The 18,956-nt window shown below is 57.7% G+C and carries 23 protein-coding genes and 1 pseudogene; 23 read left to right on the top strand and 1 reads right to left on the bottom strand.

The window, feature by feature from the left end; translation table 11 throughout:
- Window positions 1-46 precede the first annotated feature (46 nt).
- From cutD to RDK48_RS05035, 23 genes and pseudogenes are all read left to right on the top strand, one after another.
- On the top strand, window positions 47-979 hold the full coding sequence (gene cutD / locus RDK48_RS05145; protein WP_298992683.1) for a choline TMA-lyase-activating enzyme: 933 nt from the start codon (window positions 47-49) through the stop codon (window positions 977-979).
- Between the two features lie 57 nt (window positions 980-1,036).
- Window positions 1,037-1,300, top strand: a pseudogene (locus RDK48_RS14925) (BMC domain-containing protein); the annotation flags it as partial.
- Window positions 1,301-1,579: 279 nt separating this feature from the next.
- Window positions 1,580-3,091, top strand: coding sequence for an acetaldehyde dehydrogenase (acetylating) (locus RDK48_RS05135; RefSeq protein WP_298992688.1), 1,512 nt, complete (start codon window positions 1,580-1,582; stop codon window positions 3,089-3,091).
- 127 nt (window positions 3,092-3,218) lie between these two features.
- Window positions 3,219-3,506, top strand: coding sequence for a BMC domain-containing protein (locus RDK48_RS05130; RefSeq protein WP_022658528.1), 288 nt, complete (start codon window positions 3,219-3,221; stop codon window positions 3,504-3,506).
- A gap of 212 nt (window positions 3,507-3,718) precedes the next feature.
- A complete protein-coding gene (locus tag RDK48_RS05125; protein ID WP_192111450.1) occupies window positions 3,719-4,390 on the top strand; it encodes a phosphate propanoyltransferase in 672 nt (223 codons plus the stop codon).
- Window position 4,391: 1 nt separating this feature from the next.
- On the top strand, window positions 4,392-5,213 hold the full coding sequence (gene eutJ / locus RDK48_RS05120; protein ID WP_298992697.1) for an ethanolamine utilization protein EutJ: 822 nt from the start codon (window positions 4,392-4,394) through the stop codon (window positions 5,211-5,213).
- Window positions 5,214-5,271: 58 nt separating this feature from the next.
- A complete protein-coding gene (locus RDK48_RS05115) occupies window positions 5,272-5,865 on the top strand; it encodes a hypothetical protein (protein ID WP_022658525.1) in 594 nt (197 codons plus the stop codon).
- Between the two features lie 7 nt (window positions 5,866-5,872).
- Window positions 5,873-6,160 (top strand): EutN/CcmL family microcompartment protein, encoded by a 288-nt coding sequence (locus tag RDK48_RS05110; protein WP_022658524.1) that lies wholly within the window; start codon window positions 5,873-5,875, stop codon window positions 6,158-6,160.
- Window positions 6,161-6,163: 3 nt separating this feature from the next.
- Window positions 6,164-6,736: a BMC domain-containing protein gene (locus RDK48_RS05105; RefSeq protein ID WP_209817672.1), complete on the top strand. Its 573-nt coding sequence runs from the start codon at window positions 6,164-6,166 to the stop codon at window positions 6,734-6,736.
- A 29-nt stretch (window positions 6,737-6,765) separates the two neighbouring features.
- Window positions 6,766-7,095, top strand: coding sequence for a hypothetical protein (locus RDK48_RS05100; RefSeq protein ID WP_022658522.1), 330 nt, complete (start codon window positions 6,766-6,768; stop codon window positions 7,093-7,095).
- A gap of 45 nt (window positions 7,096-7,140) precedes the next feature.
- Entirely contained in the window at window positions 7,141-7,419 is a 279-nt protein-coding gene (locus RDK48_RS05095; RefSeq protein WP_108702565.1) for a BMC domain-containing protein, read from the top strand.
- A 201-nt stretch (window positions 7,420-7,620) separates the two neighbouring features.
- Window positions 7,621-8,946, top strand: coding sequence for a 4Fe-4S dicluster domain-containing protein (locus RDK48_RS05090; protein ID WP_227117586.1), 1,326 nt, complete (start codon window positions 7,621-7,623; stop codon window positions 8,944-8,946).
- Window positions 8,947-8,963: 17 nt separating this feature from the next.
- The gene (locus RDK48_RS05085; RefSeq protein WP_298992712.1) at window positions 8,964-9,515 is read left to right on the top strand and encodes a BMC domain-containing protein; all 552 of its coding nucleotides are present in this window, start codon (window positions 8,964-8,966) and stop codon (window positions 9,513-9,515) included.
- A gap of 138 nt (window positions 9,516-9,653) precedes the next feature.
- On the top strand, window positions 9,654-10,001 hold the full coding sequence (locus tag RDK48_RS05080; RefSeq protein WP_022658518.1) for a BMC domain-containing protein: 348 nt from the start codon (window positions 9,654-9,656) through the stop codon (window positions 9,999-10,001).
- Window positions 10,002-10,008: 7 nt separating this feature from the next.
- Window positions 10,009-10,440, top strand: a complete 432-nt coding sequence (locus RDK48_RS05075; protein ID WP_298992713.1) for a EutP/PduV family microcompartment system protein — start codon at window positions 10,009-10,011, stop codon at window positions 10,438-10,440.
- An 834-nt stretch (window positions 10,441-11,274) separates the two neighbouring features.
- Window positions 11,275-11,751: a cytochrome c family protein gene (locus RDK48_RS05070; protein WP_298992714.1), complete on the top strand. Its 477-nt coding sequence runs from the start codon at window positions 11,275-11,277 to the stop codon at window positions 11,749-11,751.
- A 13-nt stretch (window positions 11,752-11,764) separates the two neighbouring features.
- On the top strand, window positions 11,765-13,807 hold the full coding sequence (locus RDK48_RS05065) for a methyl-accepting chemotaxis protein (RefSeq protein WP_298992715.1): 2,043 nt from the start codon (window positions 11,765-11,767) through the stop codon (window positions 13,805-13,807).
- A 144-nt stretch (window positions 13,808-13,951) separates the two neighbouring features.
- Entirely contained in the window at window positions 13,952-14,302 is a 351-nt protein-coding gene (locus RDK48_RS05060) for a helix-turn-helix transcriptional regulator (protein ID WP_298992716.1), read from the top strand.
- Between the two features lie 74 nt (window positions 14,303-14,376).
- Window positions 14,377-15,519 (top strand): permease, encoded by a 1,143-nt coding sequence (locus RDK48_RS05055; RefSeq protein ID WP_298992717.1) that lies wholly within the window; start codon window positions 14,377-14,379, stop codon window positions 15,517-15,519.
- Between the two features lie 18 nt (window positions 15,520-15,537).
- Complete coding sequence (locus RDK48_RS05050; RefSeq protein WP_298992718.1) at window positions 15,538-15,780, top strand: thioredoxin family protein; 243 nt, start codon at window positions 15,538-15,540, stop codon at window positions 15,778-15,780.
- 150 nt (window positions 15,781-15,930) lie between these two features.
- A complete protein-coding gene (locus RDK48_RS05045; RefSeq protein WP_298992719.1) occupies window positions 15,931-16,962 on the top strand; it encodes an acyltransferase in 1,032 nt (343 codons plus the stop codon).
- Window positions 16,963-17,059: 97 nt separating this feature from the next.
- Complete coding sequence (locus RDK48_RS05040) at window positions 17,060-17,629, top strand: hypothetical protein (RefSeq protein WP_298992720.1); 570 nt, start codon at window positions 17,060-17,062, stop codon at window positions 17,627-17,629.
- Between the two features lie 186 nt (window positions 17,630-17,815).
- On the top strand, window positions 17,816-18,040 hold the full coding sequence (locus RDK48_RS05035) for a YgdI/YgdR family lipoprotein (RefSeq protein ID WP_298992721.1): 225 nt from the start codon (window positions 17,816-17,818) through the stop codon (window positions 18,038-18,040).
- Between the two features lie 110 nt (window positions 18,041-18,150).
- On the opposite strand, the gene RDK48_RS05030 is transcribed toward RDK48_RS05035, so the two are convergent.
- On the bottom strand, window positions 18,151-18,927 hold the full coding sequence (locus tag RDK48_RS05030) for a MetQ/NlpA family ABC transporter substrate-binding protein (protein ID WP_298992722.1): 777 nt from the start codon (window positions 18,925-18,927) through the stop codon (window positions 18,151-18,153).
- Window positions 18,928-18,956: the final 29 nt, after the last annotated feature.

Genomic DNA, 18,956 nt, shown 5'->3' with positions numbered 1-18,956 from the left:
CTTACGGCAACACAAGCGTAACGGCATACGGCAGGGGAAAAGCACCGTGATCGAAAGAAAAGCCATCGTTTTCAACATACAGAAATACAATATGTATGACGGTCCGGGCATACGCACCATCGTTTTCTTCAAGGGCTGCGCCCTTCGCTGCAAATGGTGCTCAAACCCCGAAAGCCAACGTCGGCGCTGTGATGTGCTGTACAAAAAAGACCTTTGCATCTCCTGCGGCGCGTGCGTGCCCGTCTGCCCCTCAGGCATTCACGCGCTCGCGGGAGAGCAAGGCCAGCATACCGTAAACAGGGAGCTTGACTGCATCGCCTGTGGACGCTGCGTAAAGGCCTGCCCCCAGGGGGCGCTGGCCATCGCGGGCGAATGCAAGGGCATTTCTGAACTGCTGGAAGTGGTGGAACAGGACTGGCCCTTTTACCAGAGCTCCGGCGGGGGCGTTACCGTTGGCGGCGGCGAACCCATGCTCCAGCCGGAAGCCGTGGCAAACCTGCTGCTTGCCTGTAAGCACAAGGGCATCAACACCGCCATGGAAACGTGCGGCTATGCCCGCCCCGAAGTTGTGCGCCAGCTTGCCGAAGTGGTTGATCTCTTCCTCTTCGACATCAAGCACATGAATCCGGAAAAGCACTATGCCCTCACAGGCGTGCGCAACGAGACCATACTGGCGAACCTGAGCTGGCTGCTTGAAAACGGCAGCAACGTGCGTATCCGCATGCCCCTGCTGAAGGGATACAACGATGATACGGAAGAACTGCACGCCGTAGGAAAATTTCTGTATAATTACAAAGGTATGAAAAATTTAAAGGGTGTTGATCTGCTCCCCTACCACAAAATGGGCGTCGGCAAGTACGCCCAGCTCGACATGGAATATCCCATCAAGGACAACCCTGTGCTTGATGACCGGGATATGGCGACAATGGAAAGCATTTTGCGTGGCTATGACCTCGATGTGAAGACTATCAGGCATTAGAGCTGAGCATTTTAGACAAACCCGCGCCGCGCCCTTGCGCAGTGAAGGAGAAAAAGCATGCTGGCATTAGGACTTGTGGAAACGAGGGGCTTGATAGGAGCCATTGAGGCTGCCGACGCCATGCTCAAGGCGGCAGACGTGCGCCTGCTCGAAAAGTCCCTTGCTTCCGGCGGGCTTGTGACCATCACCATCGCGGGCGAAGTGGCTGCCGTGCAGTCCTCCGTGGACGCAGCAGCGGCCTCCATTGCGCGCATTGAAGGTGCGGAGTGCGTTTCGCGGCATGTCATCCCCCGCCCCGATGCGGAGCTTGAACATATTTTGCTGTTGCAACCGCGCAGCATTGAGATTGAGGCGGCGGCCCCGGCAGAGGCCGCACAGGAAGGCCAGACAAGCATGACTGACCCCGCCGACAAGGCGAAGCCCGCCACGCAGGCCGCGCCCCCGAGCAAGGAAAAGCTCTCGGGCATGAGCATAAACAAACTTCGGCAGTTGGCCAGAGACCTTCAGGTTCCGCTTACGCGCGGGCAGATTGTCTCCTCCGACAAGAAAACGCTGATAGACGCCATTTGCCGGGCGGCTCTGAAGGAAAAGGAGTAAGAAATGGTCGATAAGGATTTGCTCTCCATTCAGGAGGTACGCGCACTGGTTCGCGCTGCACGCAAGGCGCAGCCGGAATTCGCACAGATGAGCCAGGAGCGTGTGGACGCCGTGATCAAGGCCGTTTCCGAAGCCACCGCTGCCCAGGCTGAAACGCTGGGCGCAATGGCTGCGGAAGAAACCGGCTTTGGCAAACCGCAGGACAAAAAGACCAAGAACCTGCTTGCCAGCGAAAAGGTCTATGCCTGCATTCGCGACATGAAGACCGTGGGCATTCTTTCCACCAACAACGAGACCAAGGTTGTGGAAGTGGCCGTGCCCGTGGGTGTGATTGCGGGTATCGTGCCCTCCACCAACCCTACGTCCACCACCATCTACAAGTCGCTCATCTCGCTCAAGTCGGGCAATGCCATTGTGTTTACGCCGCACCCCAGCGCTCGCAAGTGCATTGCCAAGACGGTGGAAATCATCCAGGGCGCGCTGCGCAGCTGCAACGTGTCGCCCGATCTGGTGAGCTGCATCACCATTCCCACCATTGAAGGCACCAACGAACTGATGAAGATCTGCGATCTCATCCTTGCCACGGGCGGCCCCGGCATGGTCAAGGCCGCGTACAGCTCCGGCACGCCCGCGCTGGGTGTGGGCGCTGGCAATACGCCCGCCTTCATCGAGCGCACCGCGGATATCGAAAGCGCCGTGACCAAGATCATGAGCAGCAAAACTTTCGACAACGGCACCATCTGCGCCTCCGAGCAGTCCATCGTCACCGAATCCTGCATCGCCGCCAAGGTGCGCGCCACGCTGGAAGCCCAGGGAGCCTACTTCCTCCAGGGCGAGAAGCTGGAAAAGGTCAAGAACGTCATGGAACGCGGCAATGGCAGCATGAACCCCGCCATTGTGGGGCGCGACGCCCAGACCATCGCCCGCATCGCCGGCATCGACGTGCCCCAGGGTACGCGCCTGCTCGTTTCGGACGAAAAGGGCGTTGGCCCCAAGTATCCTTTCTCCAAGGAAAAGCTCACGGCCCTGCTCGGCTTTTACGTGGTGGAAGACTGGCATGAAGCCTGCGAACTGTGCACCGCTCTGCTGCACAACTGCGGCGCTGGCCACACCCTTGCCATCCACTCCAACAACGAAGAAATCATCCGCGAATTCGGCCTCAAAAAGCCTGTTTCGCGCATCATGGTCAACACGCCCGCCACACAGGGCGCGGTGGGCCTCAGCACCGGGCTGTTCCCCTCGTTCACCCTGGGCTGCGGCGCCGTTGGCGGCAGCGCGACTTCCGACAACGTCACGCCCATGAACCTTATCAACATTCGCCGTGTGGCCTATGACCTCAACTCCCAGTGCTGCTGCTCCAGCAATGGCCACGGCGCGGACAGCCATGCTGCCCCTGTCGCCTCCTGCTGCTCCGGCAGCGGTCATGGCACGTCGGCTCCGGCTGCTGGCGCTGGCAACATTGATATCAACGCCGTCACCGAACTGATTGTGGCCGAGCTGAAGAAGGTTCTTTAGCAGCTACACCGGGCTGGCCTGTGCCCGCCCAATGTAACCGTAACAGCCCGTTATTGCGGAATGCCCCCAACGGCATGACCCGCTCAGGGGCACAACAACATACGCAAATAACGCAAGGAGAATAGCTATGACCGCTTCCGCCAACGCTCTGGGCATGATCGAAACCCGTGGTCTTGTGGGCGCCATTGAAGCCGCCGATGCCATGGTGAAAGCCGCCAACGTAACCCTTATTGGCCGCAGCCAGGTGGGTTCCGGCCTTGTCACCGTGATGGTGCGCGGCGATGTGGGCGCTGTTAAGGCCGCCACTGACGCCGGTGCCGCCGCTGCCAAAAAGGTGGGCGAACTCGTGAGCGTGCACGTGATCCCCCGCCCCCACAGCGAAGTGGAAATGATTCTGCCCAAGCGCGAAGCCTAGTCTTTGCCGTATCTGGCCCCCCGGCGCACACTGACGGGCAGCGCGCTGCACGCGAGCAGCGCCGGGGGAGCCACAGGCAGAACGCCTCTACGGAAACGGCGCGGCGTTGCCCATGAAAAGACGTCCGCCAAAGGAATTTGAGCCTGCGGCCCAATTCCCGCGTATTTACAAGGCGGTTGCCCAATGCGCAGCCGTTGCATGCTGGAGCCAAGATGAACGAACAAGCGATCAAGGACATTGTGACAGATGTTGTGCGCAAGGTGCTGACAGAGCAGTGCGCCAGCAGCGACAGGGAAGAAACCATGAACGCCGGGCCCATCCCGGTGGAGATTTCCGCCCGTCACGTCCATCTGAGCGTCGAAGATGCGCTGTCGCTGTACGGTGAGGCCCTGCGACCCGAAAGGCCGCTCTCGCAGCCGGGACAATTTTTGTGCGTTGAACGCGTGCGGCTGATCGGCCCCAAGGGCGTCATGGACAAGGTGGCCGTTCTCGGCCCCGCCCGCAGCGTTTCGCAGATCGAGCTTTCCAAGACCGATGCCCGCATTCTGGGCATCAATCCTCCGGTGCGCCAGAGCGGCGACACCAAGGACACCCCTGGCATTGTGCTTGCATCCACCACGGGCATTGTGGGCCTGGAATCGGGCGTGATTGTTGCCGCCCGCCACATCCACATGCACACCGATGATGCCGAGCGTTTCGGCCTCAAGGACAAGGACAAGGTCGCCGTGCGTCTTGATACGGAACGGCCCATGATTCTTGAAGACGTGCTGGTGCGCGTGAGCGACTCCTTTAAACTTGCCATGCACATTGATGCGGACGAAGGCAACAGCGCAGGCTGGAAGCCCGGCGTCACCGGCGTCATCGTGCGGCGCTCAAGGGGCTGATATGGACTTTGCCGCAGCGGATAAACTGATCGCCACGCTTGACCAGTGCCGGGAAAATCCCCGCAAGGTCAGCCCCACGGAACCCCTCTATGTGGGCGTAGACCTTGGCACCGCGTACATTGTGGTGGTTGTGGTCAATGCCAAACGCGAGCCCGTGGCCTGTGCCATGCGCTTTGCCCAGGTGGTGCGTGACGGTCTGGTGGTGGACTACGCGGGCGGCGCGCGCATTGTGCGCGAGCTGACCGAAGAGCTGGAAGAACGCCTTGGCCGCAAGCTTGAGAATGCCGCCATTGCCGTTCCGCCCGGCACCAGCGAGCGTGACTGCGCAACCCACCGCCATGTGGCGGAGGCCGCTGGCTACCGCGTTACCGCCCTGCTTGACGAACCCACTGCGGCCAACAGCGTTTTGCAGGTGCGCGACGGCGCCATCGTGGATATCGGCGGCGGCACCACCGGCATTGCCCTGTTGCAGGACGGCAAGGTTGTGTACGTGGCGGACGAACCCACGGGTGGAACGCACGTTTCGCTCGTGCTGGCGGGCAATTACGACATCCCCTTTGACGAAGCTGAAGACCTGAAAAAGGACGCGAGCCGTCACAAGGAACTTTTGCCCGTGGTGCGGCCCGTGATTGAAAAGATGGCGGCCATCATCAGGAAGCACATTCAAGGGCGCAAGGTTTCGGCCCTGTACCTTGTGGGCGGCACCTGCTGCCTCGCTGATATGGAATCCATCATCCAGAAGGACACAGGCGTGCCCACTTTCAAGCCCGCCAATCCTTTTCTGGTGACGCCGCTGGGCATCGCACTCAACTGCACTGACTAGAGCATTTTGCTTTTACGAATATAATTCAAAGCCTTAAATGATTATAGGAGCGCGGCTTATGCCCGTGGAACTGAACACACTCATTACCGCCGTAGTGCGGGCCGTGCTGGATCAGCTTGATACCAGGCCCGCGTCCGTGGCTCAGGTGCTGGCCCCCAGGGACGAAGCCCTCGCCCGTCAGGTGGAAAAGCGCCTCGGCAGCGCCATGCAGGTGTGCTTTCAGGGGCAGAGCGCCGGGCAGGAACCGGCCCTCTACATCCTGCCGGAGCTTTCCTGCCCGGATATGGCGGATCTGGCGCTGGGGCGCGGCTCAAGCCTTGCCCAGCGCGAAGTGCTTGACCTGCTCTTGCAGGGCAAACAGGTGCGCACCCTTGGCTTTGCCTACCGCGCACACGCCGCCACTGCCCCGGACGCGCTTTTGCGCCTGTATGAAGAATATGAAGCGCGGCTTGCGGCTTTTGGCCTGACGGAACTCACCGAGGCCGCGCCGGAAGCGTCGCGCACGCGCGATTGTCTTATAACCGCAAACCATGTGGCCGAGGCCGCCGCAACGGGCGCGCGCACCCTGCGTGCTCCCCAAGGGGCCGTTGTAACACCGCTGGCGCAGGATGCGGCGGCGGAACGCAACATGACCATTTTGAAAGATCTGTAGGTGTCGCATGCTGATAGGCATTGTCGTCGGTAACGTATGGGCCACGCGAAAGGAAGATTCCCTCAACGGGCTCAAGCTCATGGTGGTACAGCGCCTTGACCTCGCCCACAACAGGCTGGCCGAAAGTTTTGTGGCGGTGGACTGCGTGGGAGCCGGTATTGGCGAGCGCGTGCTTATCACCACCGGCAGCCCGGCCCGCAAGGCTCTGTACAATCAGGAATCCCCTGTTGATGCAGCCATTGTGGGCATTCTGGATCAGGAAGAAATGATGGGCAAAAGCCCGGAGAGCGAATAGCTCATGGATACACTGGGCATTGTGGACAGCCGCAGCATAGCCGCTGGGGCGGAGCTGGCCGATATCATGCTCAAGGCCGCTCCGGTCACGCTGGTGCGCGCTTCCGTTGTCTGCGCAGGGCGCTTTCTCATCCTTGTGGGGGGAGACAGAGAGGCGGTTGACGCCTCGGTGCATGCCGCCAGAGCAACGGAAGCGCGCCTTGCGGGCAGCTATGTTGTTTCCAATGTGTCCAGCCAGGTGCTCAATGTTCTGCGGCGCATGCCCGCTGAAATCGGCGGCGCGGCCCTGGGCGTTGTTGAATGCCGCAACGCGGCGGACAGCGTCATAGCGGCAGACAAAGCCGTCAAACAGGCGGCGGTGTCGCTGATGCGCATGGTTCTTGGCCAGGGCATTGGCGGCAAATCATACTTTGTGCTGACAGGCGATGTGGCCGCCGTGCGTGAAGCCGCAGCCGCAGCCGCTGACGTGCTGGGCAACAACCTGATGCGTATGGTGGTCATTCCCCAGCCCGACCCGGAAGTGGTCAGCGCGCTGGCGGGCACGGCGCGGCGTAGCGCCAATGACGCCCAACAATAACCCGCGCCTGCGGAACGAACGAGGCACATATGGGAAAAACGCTGATAACCATTGATAATCTTGATCAGTTCATCCACGGCAACAAGCTTGTGATGGACTCTGCTAAGATTCTGACCCCCGGAGCGCGCGATGAACTTTGCAAACGCGGCGTCCAGCTAAGCTACGACGAGGCCGCCGCGCACTGCGCACATGGTGAATGCTCGCAGCACGCGCATGACGGGCATGACGAACACTGCGATGACCTGCTCATCGGCGTGGCCGCCATCATCAAACAGCACTATGGCATCACCGACCCCGATGAACTGCGGAAGGTGACGCTGGAAACCGTGGCAGTGATCGGCAAAAGCCTTCACGCTTAAGCCTCTGCCGCGCATACGCAAACATAAAAGGAGATTACAATGGCTATAATGACTGACGCTCTCGGTATGGTTGAAACCCGTGGTCTTGTTGGCGCTGTGGAAGCTGCCGATGCCATGGTCAAGGCTGCCAACGTGACCCTTATCGGTCGCGAACAGGTGGGTTCCGGTCTGGTGACCGTGATGGTGCGCGGCGATGTGGGCGCTGTTAAGGCCGCCACCGATGCGGGCGCTGCCGCTGCCTCGCGCGTGGGCGAACTCGTGAGCGTGCACGTGATCCCCCGCCCCCATGAAGAAGTGGAAATGATTCTGCCCAAGTGCAAGTAAAGCCTGAAGCCGGGCAGTGTGATTGCGGCGGGTGCGGTTAGGGCAGTTTACGAAGGAAATGGGGTAACTGCTCTGCAGGGATTTTTCTGAAAATCCTTGCCACGAAATGCGAGCAGGCAGGCTTGGCCTGTCATAAGCGAACATTTCAGGAGTGAAATGCTCTGGCGGCCCGCTTTGCGATAATTCCAGTGAGAGGACATCATGGGAAAACCAATTGTTGACGCCATTCGCGCGGCTGGCGTGGTAGGTGCGGGGGGCGCAGGCCTGCCCACACACGTCAAGGCCGATGCCGCCGCGCAGACGGTGCTGGTCAACGGGGCTTCGTGCGAGCCGCTGCTGATGAGCGATCCGTATCTGATGGAAACACAGGTGGACACTCTGGTGCGCGGCCTCGAGGCCATGATGGATTGCACAGGGGCCGGGCGCGGCGTCATCTGCCTCAAGGGCAAACACGCCCATGCCATGCAGAGTGTGCGCGAAGGCGTTGCCCGCCTTGGCAAGGGGCGCATCGAGGCCTTTGAACTGGGCGACTTCTACCCCGCCGGCGACGAGCAGGTTATGGTGTATGAAGTGCTGGGCGGCATTGTGCCCGAGCGCGGCATTCCTTTGCAGATCGGCGCAGTGGTAAGCAATGTGGAATCGCTCTGCAATGTGGCCCACGCGCTGGACGGCAAACCTGTAACCCACCGCTACCTCACCGTGGGGTGCGAGGTGCGCAAGCCCATGGTGGTGCGCGTGCCCGTGGGTACCAGGGTTGCCGAGGTGCTGCAATTTGCGGGCGGGCCGACCATTGACGAATACCGCGTGGTGGACGGCGGCCCCATGATGGGCCGCGTGCTGCCCGATACGGATCAGCCTGTCACCAAGACAACCAGCGGCCTGCTTGTGCTGCCGCCCGATCACAACGTGGTGTGCCGCAAGGTCATGGACCCGCATACGGTCAAACGCCTTACCAACACCATATGCTGTCAGTGCTCGCAGTGTACCGATCTTTGCCCCCGGCAACTGCTTGGTCACAGCCTGCACCCGCACCGGCTTATGCGCGTGCTTGACGGGCAGGCCGTGGATTCGCCCATCGCGCGCGAGGCCCTGCTCTGCTCCGAATGCGGCATCTGCGAAAAGTTCGCCTGCCCCATGGGCCTTTCGCCCAGGGAAGTGAACGCGCAGCTCAAAAAGGAACTCATGGCCGCCGGGGTCAAGTGGGAAAACAGGGGCGAACCCCTTGTGGCCTCGCGTTTCCGCGACGAACGCAGGATTCCCACCAGCCGCCTTGTGAGCAGGCTTGGGCTTGCGGGTTATGAAGCGCACCCGCACTTTGCCGGTGACTACACGCCTTCGGAAGTGCGCATTCCCCTGCGCCAGCACATAGGCGCGCCCGCCCTTGCCGTGGTGCATGCGGGCGATCACGTCAAAACAGGCGACCTCATCGGTGAAATTCCCGAAGGGGCCATGGGCGCGCGCGTACACGCCAGCATTGACGGCGTGGTCACTGCCGTTGAAAACGGCATCATAACCATCAAGGCGTGAAGCAACAGGTGAGCGGCATGAAATTACGCACTATAGGCTGTGTGGAACTGAACAGCATCGGCGTGGGCATTCAGACGGCGGACGAAATGGTCAAAGCCGCCAATGTGGAGCTGGTTATCTCCCGCCCCACCTGCCCTGGCCGTTATCTTGTGGTCATCACCGGCGATACCGGAGCCGTGACCAGCTCCGTGCAGACCGGGTTGCACCTGGGAGCGGATCTGGTGGTGGATTCCTTTATCATCCCCAACGTGCACGAAAGCGTTATCCCTGCCATGAACGGCACCGCAATCAGGGAAAAGATCAACGCTCTCGGCATTATTGAAACATACACCGCAGCCTCCTGCGTGCTGGCGGCAGATGCCGCAGCCAAGGCTGGCGATGTGCAGCTTGTGGAGCTGCGCCTTTCTGCGGGCCTGGGCGGCAAAGCCTTTGTGCTCATGACGGGCGAGGTCAGCGCCGTGCAATCTTCTGTGGACGCTGGCGCTGCCAACGTGACGGACGGCGGCCCGGTGGTCAGCAAGATTGTGATCCCCTCGCCCAGCGACGATCTCAAAAAGCAGTTGCTCTAGAAGCAGATGAACTTTGAAATGTGAAGCATTTCAAAGTTGAAATGCTCTAACCAGTTTACTCTCGGGCAACCCCTTGCGCGGGGAGCCAGACTCCCCGCGCAAACATCACATTCCTTCAAGCAAACAGGCAGCCGCACCATGGAAGAAGCGAAACAGCGCGTCATACAGGAGTATGTGCCCGGCAGGCAGATCACTCTGGCGCACCTTATCGCCAGCCCCCAGCGCGACATTCCCCTCAAGCTCGGCCTTGACGAAAGCGCAACAGACGCCATCGGCATCCTCACCATCACGCCCAGCGAAGGCGTGATCATTGCCGCAGATATAGCCACCAAGGCCGCCGATGTGCAGATCGGCTTTCTGGACAGGTTTGGCGGCTCCCTGCTGCTCACCGGCGATGTTGCCAGCGTGGAAGCCGGGCTGCGTGAAGTGCTGCGCTATTTTGGCGATGTGCTCCACTACGACCTGACCGATTGCACCCGGTCATAGGCCTGCCGTGCGCCGCATTATGCTTATGGGCGAACGGGGGGTGGGCAGACGCACTGTTGCCCGCCTGCTGGGCTGCACCGTACCGGATCTGCGGCGTACCATGGCCGTGGAATACGCCGGAGAATTTGTTTTTCCCCCGCCGGAATTTCTGGAAAACCGCCGCTTCTACTGCGCCCTCATCACCCTGGCCACCGAATGCGCGGCCATTCTTTTTGTGCAGGACGCCACCCGCCCAACCTCCGCCTTCCCGCCGGGATTTGCCCGCATATTCAATCGCACCGTCGTTGGCGTCATCAGCAAGACAGACATGGACGCAGCCAACACGGAACGCGCACGGCGCTTTCTGCACAGCGCGGGGACAGCGCAAATTGTTGCGCTGAGCTCCGTCACCCTCGCTGGCGTGGATGAACTACGCGCCGCCCTGCCGTTCAAAGCCTGAATCCTTTAAAATACTGCCCGCCGCAAGTCCCGCGCGATCTGCCATTCCCCTGCATTATCGCCCCCCCGCAATATGCATTAATCCGGTCAATATTCATGAGGAGATTGTTTTCTCCAGCATTAGCTTGGCACGACCACGCACCCCCCTGCACCCATGATTTGAGATTTATACCTGCAACATAAAAAAATGAACAAAATTGACAATCATTTTCTTATTCATCAACAAAAAACATCAGTGTTCAATAAAAATTACATCTAAGACTCATGTATTGAAGTAAAAAAATATATTCAACTGCAACTACTATATACTGTTGCACAGGAGATGACCTTTCCTGTTTTCGTGAGCATATTCACTTTAAAATTTTTTTGTGCTAACCATCGAAATATGTGCCTGTTTTGTGGAAATTTTCGCAAAACAGCCGATACTTATTAAAAAGATATGGTTAATTAATCTTGGGCGCTCCACCTGTAAACAATACTATTATCGTTTTTAACCTATTCATTGCTTGATCAGTGAGTGCAATTCCAAATTTTTTGCGTATAACAACGTCAGGTCACAACTTTATAGAGTGCGTACTGCATCCCATAATTGGCGCGGCATTGGCCTGATCCTCACCCACGAAAGTGAGCAAAACAGCACAAATTCCAAACAAGGCATAATCATTTAATAAAACGTGCCGAAAGGCTCTGCGTTACTGCGGCATTGCCCTGCGAAGGATATAGGGTTTCCGCACTGATTCACGATTCATGGGTTTACGTTTTTTGAAGTGACAAAGTCTCCGTTCCTCACAGGCGCTACAGGCTGGCTACAAAAACAACCATCAAAGAGAACGTGATGATGCTGTATTTATCTAAAAAATGTATTCTTTCAGCCCTACTTTTCACATTTGTTCAGCTATTTTTTGTTCAAGCAGGCAATGCCGACAACTCAAAAACTTACATAGGCTCTAAAAACTGCGCTCCATGCCATGAAGAGCAGTATAATTCTTTTATCAAACACTCCAAAAAAGCCCACTCGTGGGATTCTGTAGCCATCATGAAGCCAAAGCTCAAGGAGCATGAGCTTCAAAAATGCTACGAATGCCACACTACAGGCTACAACAAGGGTGGATTCAAAAGCATAGAAACAACGCCCGAACTGGCCGATGTTGGTTGCGAGACATGCCACGGCCCAGGCAGCGAACATGCGGAAAATCAGGACCCTCAATCCATCAGCAGAAGGCCTGCCGTGGAAACCTGCACGGCATGCCATAATTCCGAGCGGATTCAGGATTTCAAATTCAAGCCACTGATCTTTTCCGGCGCGCACTAGTTCGGGGGTAGCAATGCTTTTATCCAGATCGCTTAATTTCAAGATTACGGTATCTATTGTCACCATTACGTTTCTCGTCATAAGCTGCATAATGTCCCTGGAATATGCCGGGGTTAAAAAGCTTATGACTGATGAAATCCGCTCCAGCGCGCACATGGAATCAGGGCTGATCTACATGGGCATTGAAAAGCCCATGATCGTGGGCGACAACAAGGGAACTGCCGACGAGTTCGGCAAGATCAAAAGTAAATTCGGGCATATTACCGCCTACATGACCTCATACACGGGCAATATCACCTACAGCACGGACGACACCACCCTGCGCAAGGATTTTGCCACCGTAGAAGCGGACAAGGAGCTGGCGGGCCTGCATGTGCGCGGCCTCAAACAGCCCATTGAAGAAGCCGTTTTTATTGACCAGAACGGCAAAAAAATTCTGGGCAGCGTTTTTTCCATCGCCAACCAGCGCAGGTGCCATCACTGCCACGGCGAATCTGAACCAATCCTCGGGCAGCTGGTGATGAAACTTGACGTCACCAATGCCTGGACTGCCATGGAAAACCAGTTGCTGCGCACGTCCATCATGGGGGCTGTGGGCCTGCTGGCCCTGATTGCCTTTACGGTGCTGGCGATCCGCCATTTTCTCATTGGCCGGATTTCGCGGCTTGTCGCCAATGCCGGGCAGGTGGCCGCAGGCAACCTTGCCGTGGAATTTGACCAGCAGGGCAAGGACGAGCTTGCCACGCTCTCCACCGACATTGGCAAGATGGTGGCGCAGCTCAAAGACAAGCTTGGCTTTTCGGAAGGCGTGCTCAATGGCATTGCCGCCCCCTGCCTGATCATTGGCGCAGACAAAAAAATTCTCTGGCTTAACCAGCATCTGTGCGATCTGCTGGAAAAAACCGCAAAGCCGCAGAGTTTTATCGGTCTGACATCGGGCAAATTTTTGTGGAATGACGAAAACCGCGAAACCACAGCCGTGCGCGCCGTGCTGCACCGCAAAAAATTTGTGGCAGAGCGGGAGCTCCCTACGGAGAAAGGCAACCTACGCCACGTTACGGTTACTGCCACGCCCTTTTTTGATATGGATAATACCCTCATGGGTTCGGTGACATTCTGGAACGACATTACCGAGATCAGAAAGAATCAGCGCCAGATTGAAAAGAACGGCGCCATGGTCGCCAGAGTGGCGGAAAATGCAGGCGAAATTGCCACCCACCTGGCCCACATATCCGACCAGTTGCTGGAACGCATCGGCCATACCAGCGAAGGTACAGCCAACCAGCAAAACAGAATACGCGAAACCGCCACCGCAATTGAGGCCATGAACGCCTCCATAGTGGATGTGGCGCGCAATGCTGGCGATGCCTCCGGCAACGCGGATCAGGCCCGGCAGCGCGCCCAGAGCGGCCAGAAGATCACCGACCAATCCATTGAGGCCATAGCCGACGTGCGCAGGCACACCACCACCATGAGCACGGGGCTGCACGATCTTGGCAGCAAGGCGCAGGACGTGGGCAAAATCCTTGGCATCATCAGCGATATTGCCGACCAGACAAACCTGCTGGCCCTTAACGCCGCCATTGAGGCCGCCCGCGCTGGCGAGGCAGGGCGCGGATTTGCCGTGGTTGCCGATGAAGTACGCAAACTGGCGGAAAAAACAATGCAGGCCACCATGGAAGTCTCCTCCGCCGTCAAGGGCATTCAGGACAGCGCTCACAGCAATATTGCGCTGATGGACGAAACTGACGCCAGCGTGCAACAGGGTGTGGAGCTTGTGACGCAGGCCGGGGAAGCCTTGAAGGAAATCGTCACCCAGGTCATGCAGACCGCCGACATGATCGGCATAATCGCCACCACGGCTGAAAAGCAGTCTGCCGCTTCTGAAGAAATCAACGGCAACATCGGCACCGTTGATTCCATTGCGCTGGATATTTCCAACGCCATGACGGAGCTTGGCGTCACCGCCCGCGAGGTGGCCCAGATGGCCGCCGACCTGCGCGAAACCATTGCCTCCATGAGCAACGGAAACGGCAACGGGCACAGCAGTTCCTAGCAGAGCATAACAACGCTGCCAGTGGCGCATCGGCCCACCACTGGCTCAGATACATCAATTCATTAAAAGCTGCGGCGAACCTTTGTTTGCCGCAGCTTTTTCCGTCCCCTTGACACTGATCAATTAATGTTGAAATATCATTTTATGGAAAGCAAAACTGCCGCCAGCATCTTTGAAGCCCTGTCGTCCGAGGTACGCCTCGACCTTTTCAGGCTGCTGGTCAAAAACGCTCCGCAGGGGCTGGTGGCGGGCGAAATCGCCCGTCAGCTTGATATTCCCTCCACCAACCTCTCCTTTCATCTCAAGGCCGTGGTGCATAGCGGCCTGGTGACGGTTGAAAAGGAGGGGCGTTTTATGCGCTACAAGGCCAGCATCCCACTGATGCTTGAGGTGATCGCCTATCTGACGGCAGAATGCTGCTCCGCCAACCCCGGTGAATGCCAGAAGTTCCGGACGGCAAGCGGCGTATTACCAGGCATCCTCCCGAAATTATGAATATAAGGGCGCTGCCCTTTTTTTCGCTTCAATAAGTCAACTATCCAACAAGCATCAAAATAAAGGCATTCGCCATGAACACGCCTCTTCAACAAAAATGCTGCTGCAAAAACAATGCGATGCAGACCCACAAAGCGCCAGAAGCGCGCGCCTGGAATCTCAGATACGCTGGGGCTATTACCGCCCTCGGCGCGCTGTGGTGGTTGGCCTATTCGGTCATTCAGCCTGCGGCGCACTGGCTGGCAGTGGGCCTCATAGGTTTTGCCCCTGGCTCGCCCATTGCGGAATCCGTGGAGTTTTTCTTTTACGACACGGCAAAAATTTTGCTTTTGCTGGTGGCGCTCATTTATGCCATTGCATGGACGCGGGCCGGGCTCAACGTGGAGCGGGTGCGCGACTATCTGAGCGGCAAGGCAAAGGGTGTAGGCTATTTTCTTGGCTCCTCCTTTGGCGCGATCACACCTTTTTGCTCCTGTTCAAGCATACCCCTGTTTCTTGGCTTCACCACGGCCAGCATCCCCCTGGGCATCACCATGTCCTTTCTCATCACCTCGCCGCTTATCAACGAACTGGCAGTGGTTTTGCTGTGGGGTCTGCTGGGCTGGAAGATCACCGTGGCCTACGTGGTTGTGGGCATGACCGCGGGCATCATTGGCGGCTGCCTCATGGACGCCATCAAGGCCGAGCGCTGGCTGCACCCCTTTATTCTTGAGGCCATGGCCAACATGCCCGCGCAGGCGGAAGAAGACAGCGGCACGGGTGCAGACCCGGCCTGCTCCCCGCAGATCACTCTGCGCCATCGGCACGATTTTGCTTGGTCTGAAACATCCACCATCTTTCGCCGCGTGTGGAAGTGGGTGATCATCGGCGTTGGGCTGGGTGCGGCCCTGCACGGCTTTGTGCCGGAAAACTGGTTTGCCGAGCATCTTGGCGCCGGGGAATGGTGGTCGGTGCCGCTTTCCGTCCTGCTGGGCATCCCCCTGTATTCCAGCGTGACGGGCATCATCCCGGTTATGGAAAGCCTGTTGACCAAGGGCTTGCCCATCGGCACCACTCTGGCCTTCTGCATGAGCACGGTTGTGGTCAGCCTGCCGGAAATGCTCATGCTGCGGCAGGTCATGACAGGCAAACTACTGGCTGTTTTTGTTGGCTATCTTTTGCTTATGTTCACCCTGGTGGGCTGGCTGTTCAACCTGACTGGGGCATTCCTGGCATAACTTTCAGGAGCAAAATAAATGGAAATCAAGGTATTCGGCCCCGGCTGCGCGCGTTGCGTAGAGGCGGAAAACGTGGTGCGTCAGGCTGCGGAACAGGATGGCGGTGAAATTTCGGTGCTCAAGGTATCTGATTTCAGAGAAATCATGGCCGCGCGCATCATTTCCACTCCGGCGGTAATGGTCAACGGCCAGATTAAATGCACGGGCAGGGTTCCCACCGTGGATGAGGTCGCCAGCTGGATTGCGGAGGCCAGTGCTTAATCCCTGGCTCTTTGCTGACACATGCTGACATGAGCGGACGTTTTCGGCCCGCCGCGCAGATGCAACCCGCTTGCCCTGCGCGGCGGGTCACGTTATTGTCGGGCATTGTTCCGGGTGCTATTTCGCATACTTCCACCAAGGCCGACCCCAATGCACTATCCCCACATTGCCCTGCTGAAAACCAAGTGCCTTTTTCTGGTTGTGGTCATGCACTGTGTCATGTTTTACGCCACGCCATTTCCGTTCTGGGAGCTCTATGCGGATACCCCGCAGCCCTGGGCAGATTTGTTCACGGCCATCTCCGGCTCTACCCTTATCCAGTGCTTCATGTTTGCATCGGGCTTTCTGTTTGCCGCCTCGTGGGATGCCGGCAAGCGCACCCCCCTGCAACACGCGCTGCACAGGGGGCGCAGGCTCCTGCTGCCCTGGTTTGGCGTGGGCATGCTCTGGGTAGCCCCGCTCTACACGCTCTTTTCCATCCCCGCGTTTGGACATCCGGCGGACGCAACACTGCTTGAAACATGGAAATCCGTTTCACTCGGCCTGTTTACAGACCACCTGTGGTTCTTGCTGGTGCTGTTCTGGATCACCCTGTTCTGGATTATCGCCCTGTGGGTGCTGCAAAAGCTGGGGCGCGACACGGCCCTTACTGGCGGCATGGTGGCCCTTGTGGCCGCGCTGTGCTTGCAGAACTATGGCGGCTGGCTCAAGTGGTATTGCCTGTGGGAAGCGCCTTCGTTCATTCTTTGCTACTACATGGGCATTGTCGCGTTCAGAAATCACGAGGCCCTCAATACCCTGTGCCACACCCGCCCGCTGGCACTTGGGCTTGGGCTCACGGCGCTGATCGTTCTGCTGTGGCCCTATGCGGGCACGCCTGTGAGCGGCTGGATTGTTTCATTGCTCTGCGCCCTGCTGGTGTATCATATGTTCTTGCTCACAGCCGGGCTGTACCCGCTGTTGCAGTCTTTTGCGCCTTTTGCATGGTTTGAGCGCAACGGCTTTCGCTTTTATCTTTTTCATCTGCCCACGCCCCTGCTGGTCTTCATGTGGCTTTACAAGCCTTTGCAACTGCCGCCTGTTGCCTTTGTACTGCTGAACATTGCCATTACCCTGACCGTAACAACGGTTATTGTTATTGCCAGCCGCAAGCTGGAAGAAAAACTTGGCATAAAATTATAAAAATTCAGTTAGTTATAGCACCCTCTGTTTTTTAGATCTGACTTTTGGGGCACTTTGTTGCGGCGCTGCGCGAAATCTTTGCTCAGGAGGGAATGCCATGATGGGGTTCTTGAAGCTGGTGTTGGCCTTTGCGCCCTGGCTGTCGTTTCTGATCATTGCGCACGGCAGCCTGTTTCGGTTGGAGCTTGGCCTTGGCATCGCTCTGGCCCTCAGCATCCTCATGGGCGTGCTCAAGCTGCACAGGGGGGTGATACTGTGGGTGGGGCTGGCCTTTTTCAGCGCCGCATCGGTGCTTGTGATCGGCTTCCAGAACATGTGGACAGTGCGGTACATGGGCGTGCTTGCCAATGGAGCACTGGCGCTTGGCACATGGGCAGGGGTCGTCATGCGCAAGCCTTTTACCCTCGATTACGCCAGGGATCACACCGATCCGGCGCTCTGGGATTCCCCTGTCTTTCTGCGCACAAACATGATTATTACTTCTGCCTGGGGTGGGGCCTTCACCTGCAACGCTCTGCTGGCATGGCTCAAAATGAAGGAGTTCTTTTTTTCAGAACTTACCTACGAGCTGATCTCCTACACCTTGCTCATCGGTGTGGCCGTATTTACCCAGTGGTACCCGGCCTATCTGCGGCAGTTGAGGGCAAAACAGGCAGAAACGGCATAAAATTTTTCCGAACACTGATCCGGCGTTCCCATATGCGCGTGGCATCTGCAGATATCACGCTTGCGCCCAATGCTCTCGCAGATTGCATATTGACAAGAGGGCAGAAGGGGAGCATGCGCTTTAACACATCATGTATGGGCCTGTTCGCAGGCCCGAATTTTTTGTAACCGTCAAGGATACCTAGCCATGAGAAAGAGCGCCATGATCTTTGCCCTGCTGCTGGTAAGCACTTTCATGCTTACGGCATGCGGCTCCAAGTACATCGCCGTTACCAAGGATTACACCATCTACATCGGCACCAAGAAGCCCGTTATCAATCCCGAAAATGATTCCGTGAGCTTTGAGGACGACACAGGCAAAACCCACACCATCCCCCGCGAAGACTTGAAGCAGGTTCGTCCCCTGCCCTAGCGTTTTTTTGCCTGACCGCCCAGCGCGGCAAGCGTGCAAAAGAGCAGCCGCCTTACAGCTCCATCTGGAACCGTAAGGCGGCTGCCTTAATTTATGCCGTAAAATGAATTTTAGAACACAGGCACGATGCCGCGTTCAAGCAGATTCTTCTGGATGTATTCCTTCACTTCAGGGGACTGCACGGCCTTCATGAGGGCCTTGGCCTTGGGGCTGTCCTTGTCTTCATTGCGCACAACAATGATGTTGGCGTAGGGGGATTCGCTGCCTTCCATCACGAGGGCGTCACGCGAGGGCACCAGACCGGCTTCGCCAGCAAAGTTGGTGTTGATGACCGAGGCGGTCACGTCGTCAAGGGTGCGGGGCAATTGGGCCGCGTCAAGCTCGTGGAACTTGAGGCCAAGGGGATTCTTGGTGATGTCGGCCACGGTAACGAGCGCGCCGGGCTTGATGGTGATAACGCCGTTGGCTTCCAGCAGGCGCAGAGCGCGTGCTTCGTTGGTGGGGTCGTTGGGCACGGAAACGCTGTTGCCCTTCTTGAGGTCGGCAAGCTTTTTGATCTTCTTGGAATACACGCCCAAGGGTTCGATATGCACCTTGCCGATGGAAACAAGGTCAAGCTTCTTTTCCTTGTTCATGTTGTCAAGGTAGGGTTCGTGCTGGAAGAAGTTGGCAAACAGCTGCTTGCTGGCCAGCGCCATGTTGGGCTGCACGTAGTCAGTAAATTCCTTGATGACCAGGTTGTAGCCTTCCTTGGCAAGCAGGGGCTTGGCCACCAGCATAATGTCCTTATGCGGGAAGGGGGTCACGCCGACAACAATGTCTTCAGCGGCGAACGAGGGGGCGGCCAGCGCCAGAACCATGGCCAGAGACAAAAGCAGACGTTTCATAAGCGCTCCTGCAAGGGTAAAGGGTAAAA

Source organism: uncultured Desulfovibrio sp. (genome assembly GCF_902477725.1).
Classification (GTDB): Bacteria; Desulfobacterota; Desulfovibrionia; order Desulfovibrionales; family Desulfovibrionaceae; genus Desulfovibrio.
This window is presented reverse-complemented; position numbering and strand designations above follow the sequence as displayed.

What these genes read in the sequence shown, in the direction of transcription:
- RDK48_RS05130 (WP_022658528.1), top strand. Translation starts at nt 3,219, where the DNA reads ATGACCGCTTCCGCCAACGCTCTGGGCATGATCGAAACCCGTGGTCTT.
- RDK48_RS05070 (WP_298992714.1), top strand. Translation starts at nt 11,275, where the DNA reads ATGATGCTGTATTTATCTAAAAAATGTATTCTTTCAGCCCTACTTTTC.
- RDK48_RS05125 (WP_192111450.1), top strand. Translation starts at nt 3,719, where the DNA reads ATGAACGAACAAGCGATCAAGGACATTGTGACAGATGTTGTGCGCAAG.
- RDK48_RS05135 (WP_298992688.1), top strand. Translation starts at nt 1,580, where the DNA reads ATGGTCGATAAGGATTTGCTCTCCATTCAGGAGGTACGCGCACTGGTT.
- RDK48_RS05105 (WP_209817672.1), top strand. Translation starts at nt 6,164, where the DNA reads ATGGATACACTGGGCATTGTGGACAGCCGCAGCATAGCCGCTGGGGCG.
- RDK48_RS05060 (WP_298992716.1), top strand. Translation starts at nt 13,952, where the DNA reads ATGGAAAGCAAAACTGCCGCCAGCATCTTTGAAGCCCTGTCGTCCGAG.
- RDK48_RS05045 (WP_298992719.1), top strand. Translation starts at nt 15,931, where the DNA reads ATGCACTATCCCCACATTGCCCTGCTGAAAACCAAGTGCCTTTTTCTG.
- RDK48_RS05115 (WP_022658525.1), top strand. Translation starts at nt 5,272, where the DNA reads ATGCCCGTGGAACTGAACACACTCATTACCGCCGTAGTGCGGGCCGTG.
- RDK48_RS05110 (WP_022658524.1), top strand. Translation starts at nt 5,873, where the DNA reads ATGCTGATAGGCATTGTCGTCGGTAACGTATGGGCCACGCGAAAGGAA.
- RDK48_RS05100 (WP_022658522.1), top strand. Translation starts at nt 6,766, where the DNA reads ATGGGAAAAACGCTGATAACCATTGATAATCTTGATCAGTTCATCCAC.
- RDK48_RS05090 (WP_227117586.1), top strand. Translation starts at nt 7,621, where the DNA reads ATGGGAAAACCAATTGTTGACGCCATTCGCGCGGCTGGCGTGGTAGGT.
- eutJ (WP_298992697.1), top strand. Translation starts at nt 4,392, where the DNA reads ATGGACTTTGCCGCAGCGGATAAACTGATCGCCACGCTTGACCAGTGC.
- RDK48_RS05080 (WP_022658518.1), top strand. Translation starts at nt 9,654, where the DNA reads ATGGAAGAAGCGAAACAGCGCGTCATACAGGAGTATGTGCCCGGCAGG.
- RDK48_RS05055 (WP_298992717.1), top strand. Translation starts at nt 14,377, where the DNA reads ATGAACACGCCTCTTCAACAAAAATGCTGCTGCAAAAACAATGCGATG.
- RDK48_RS05030 (WP_298992722.1), bottom strand. Translation starts at nt 18,927, where the DNA reads ATGAAACGTCTGCTTTTGTCTCTGGCCATGGTTCTGGCGCTGGCCGCC.
- RDK48_RS05040 (WP_298992720.1), top strand. Translation starts at nt 17,060, where the DNA reads ATGATGGGGTTCTTGAAGCTGGTGTTGGCCTTTGCGCCCTGGCTGTCG.
- RDK48_RS05065 (WP_298992715.1), top strand. Translation starts at nt 11,765, where the DNA reads ATGCTTTTATCCAGATCGCTTAATTTCAAGATTACGGTATCTATTGTC.
- RDK48_RS05085 (WP_298992712.1), top strand. Translation starts at nt 8,964, where the DNA reads ATGAAATTACGCACTATAGGCTGTGTGGAACTGAACAGCATCGGCGTG.
- RDK48_RS05050 (WP_298992718.1), top strand. Translation starts at nt 15,538, where the DNA reads ATGGAAATCAAGGTATTCGGCCCCGGCTGCGCGCGTTGCGTAGAGGCG.
- RDK48_RS05035 (WP_298992721.1), top strand. Translation starts at nt 17,816, where the DNA reads ATGAGAAAGAGCGCCATGATCTTTGCCCTGCTGCTGGTAAGCACTTTC.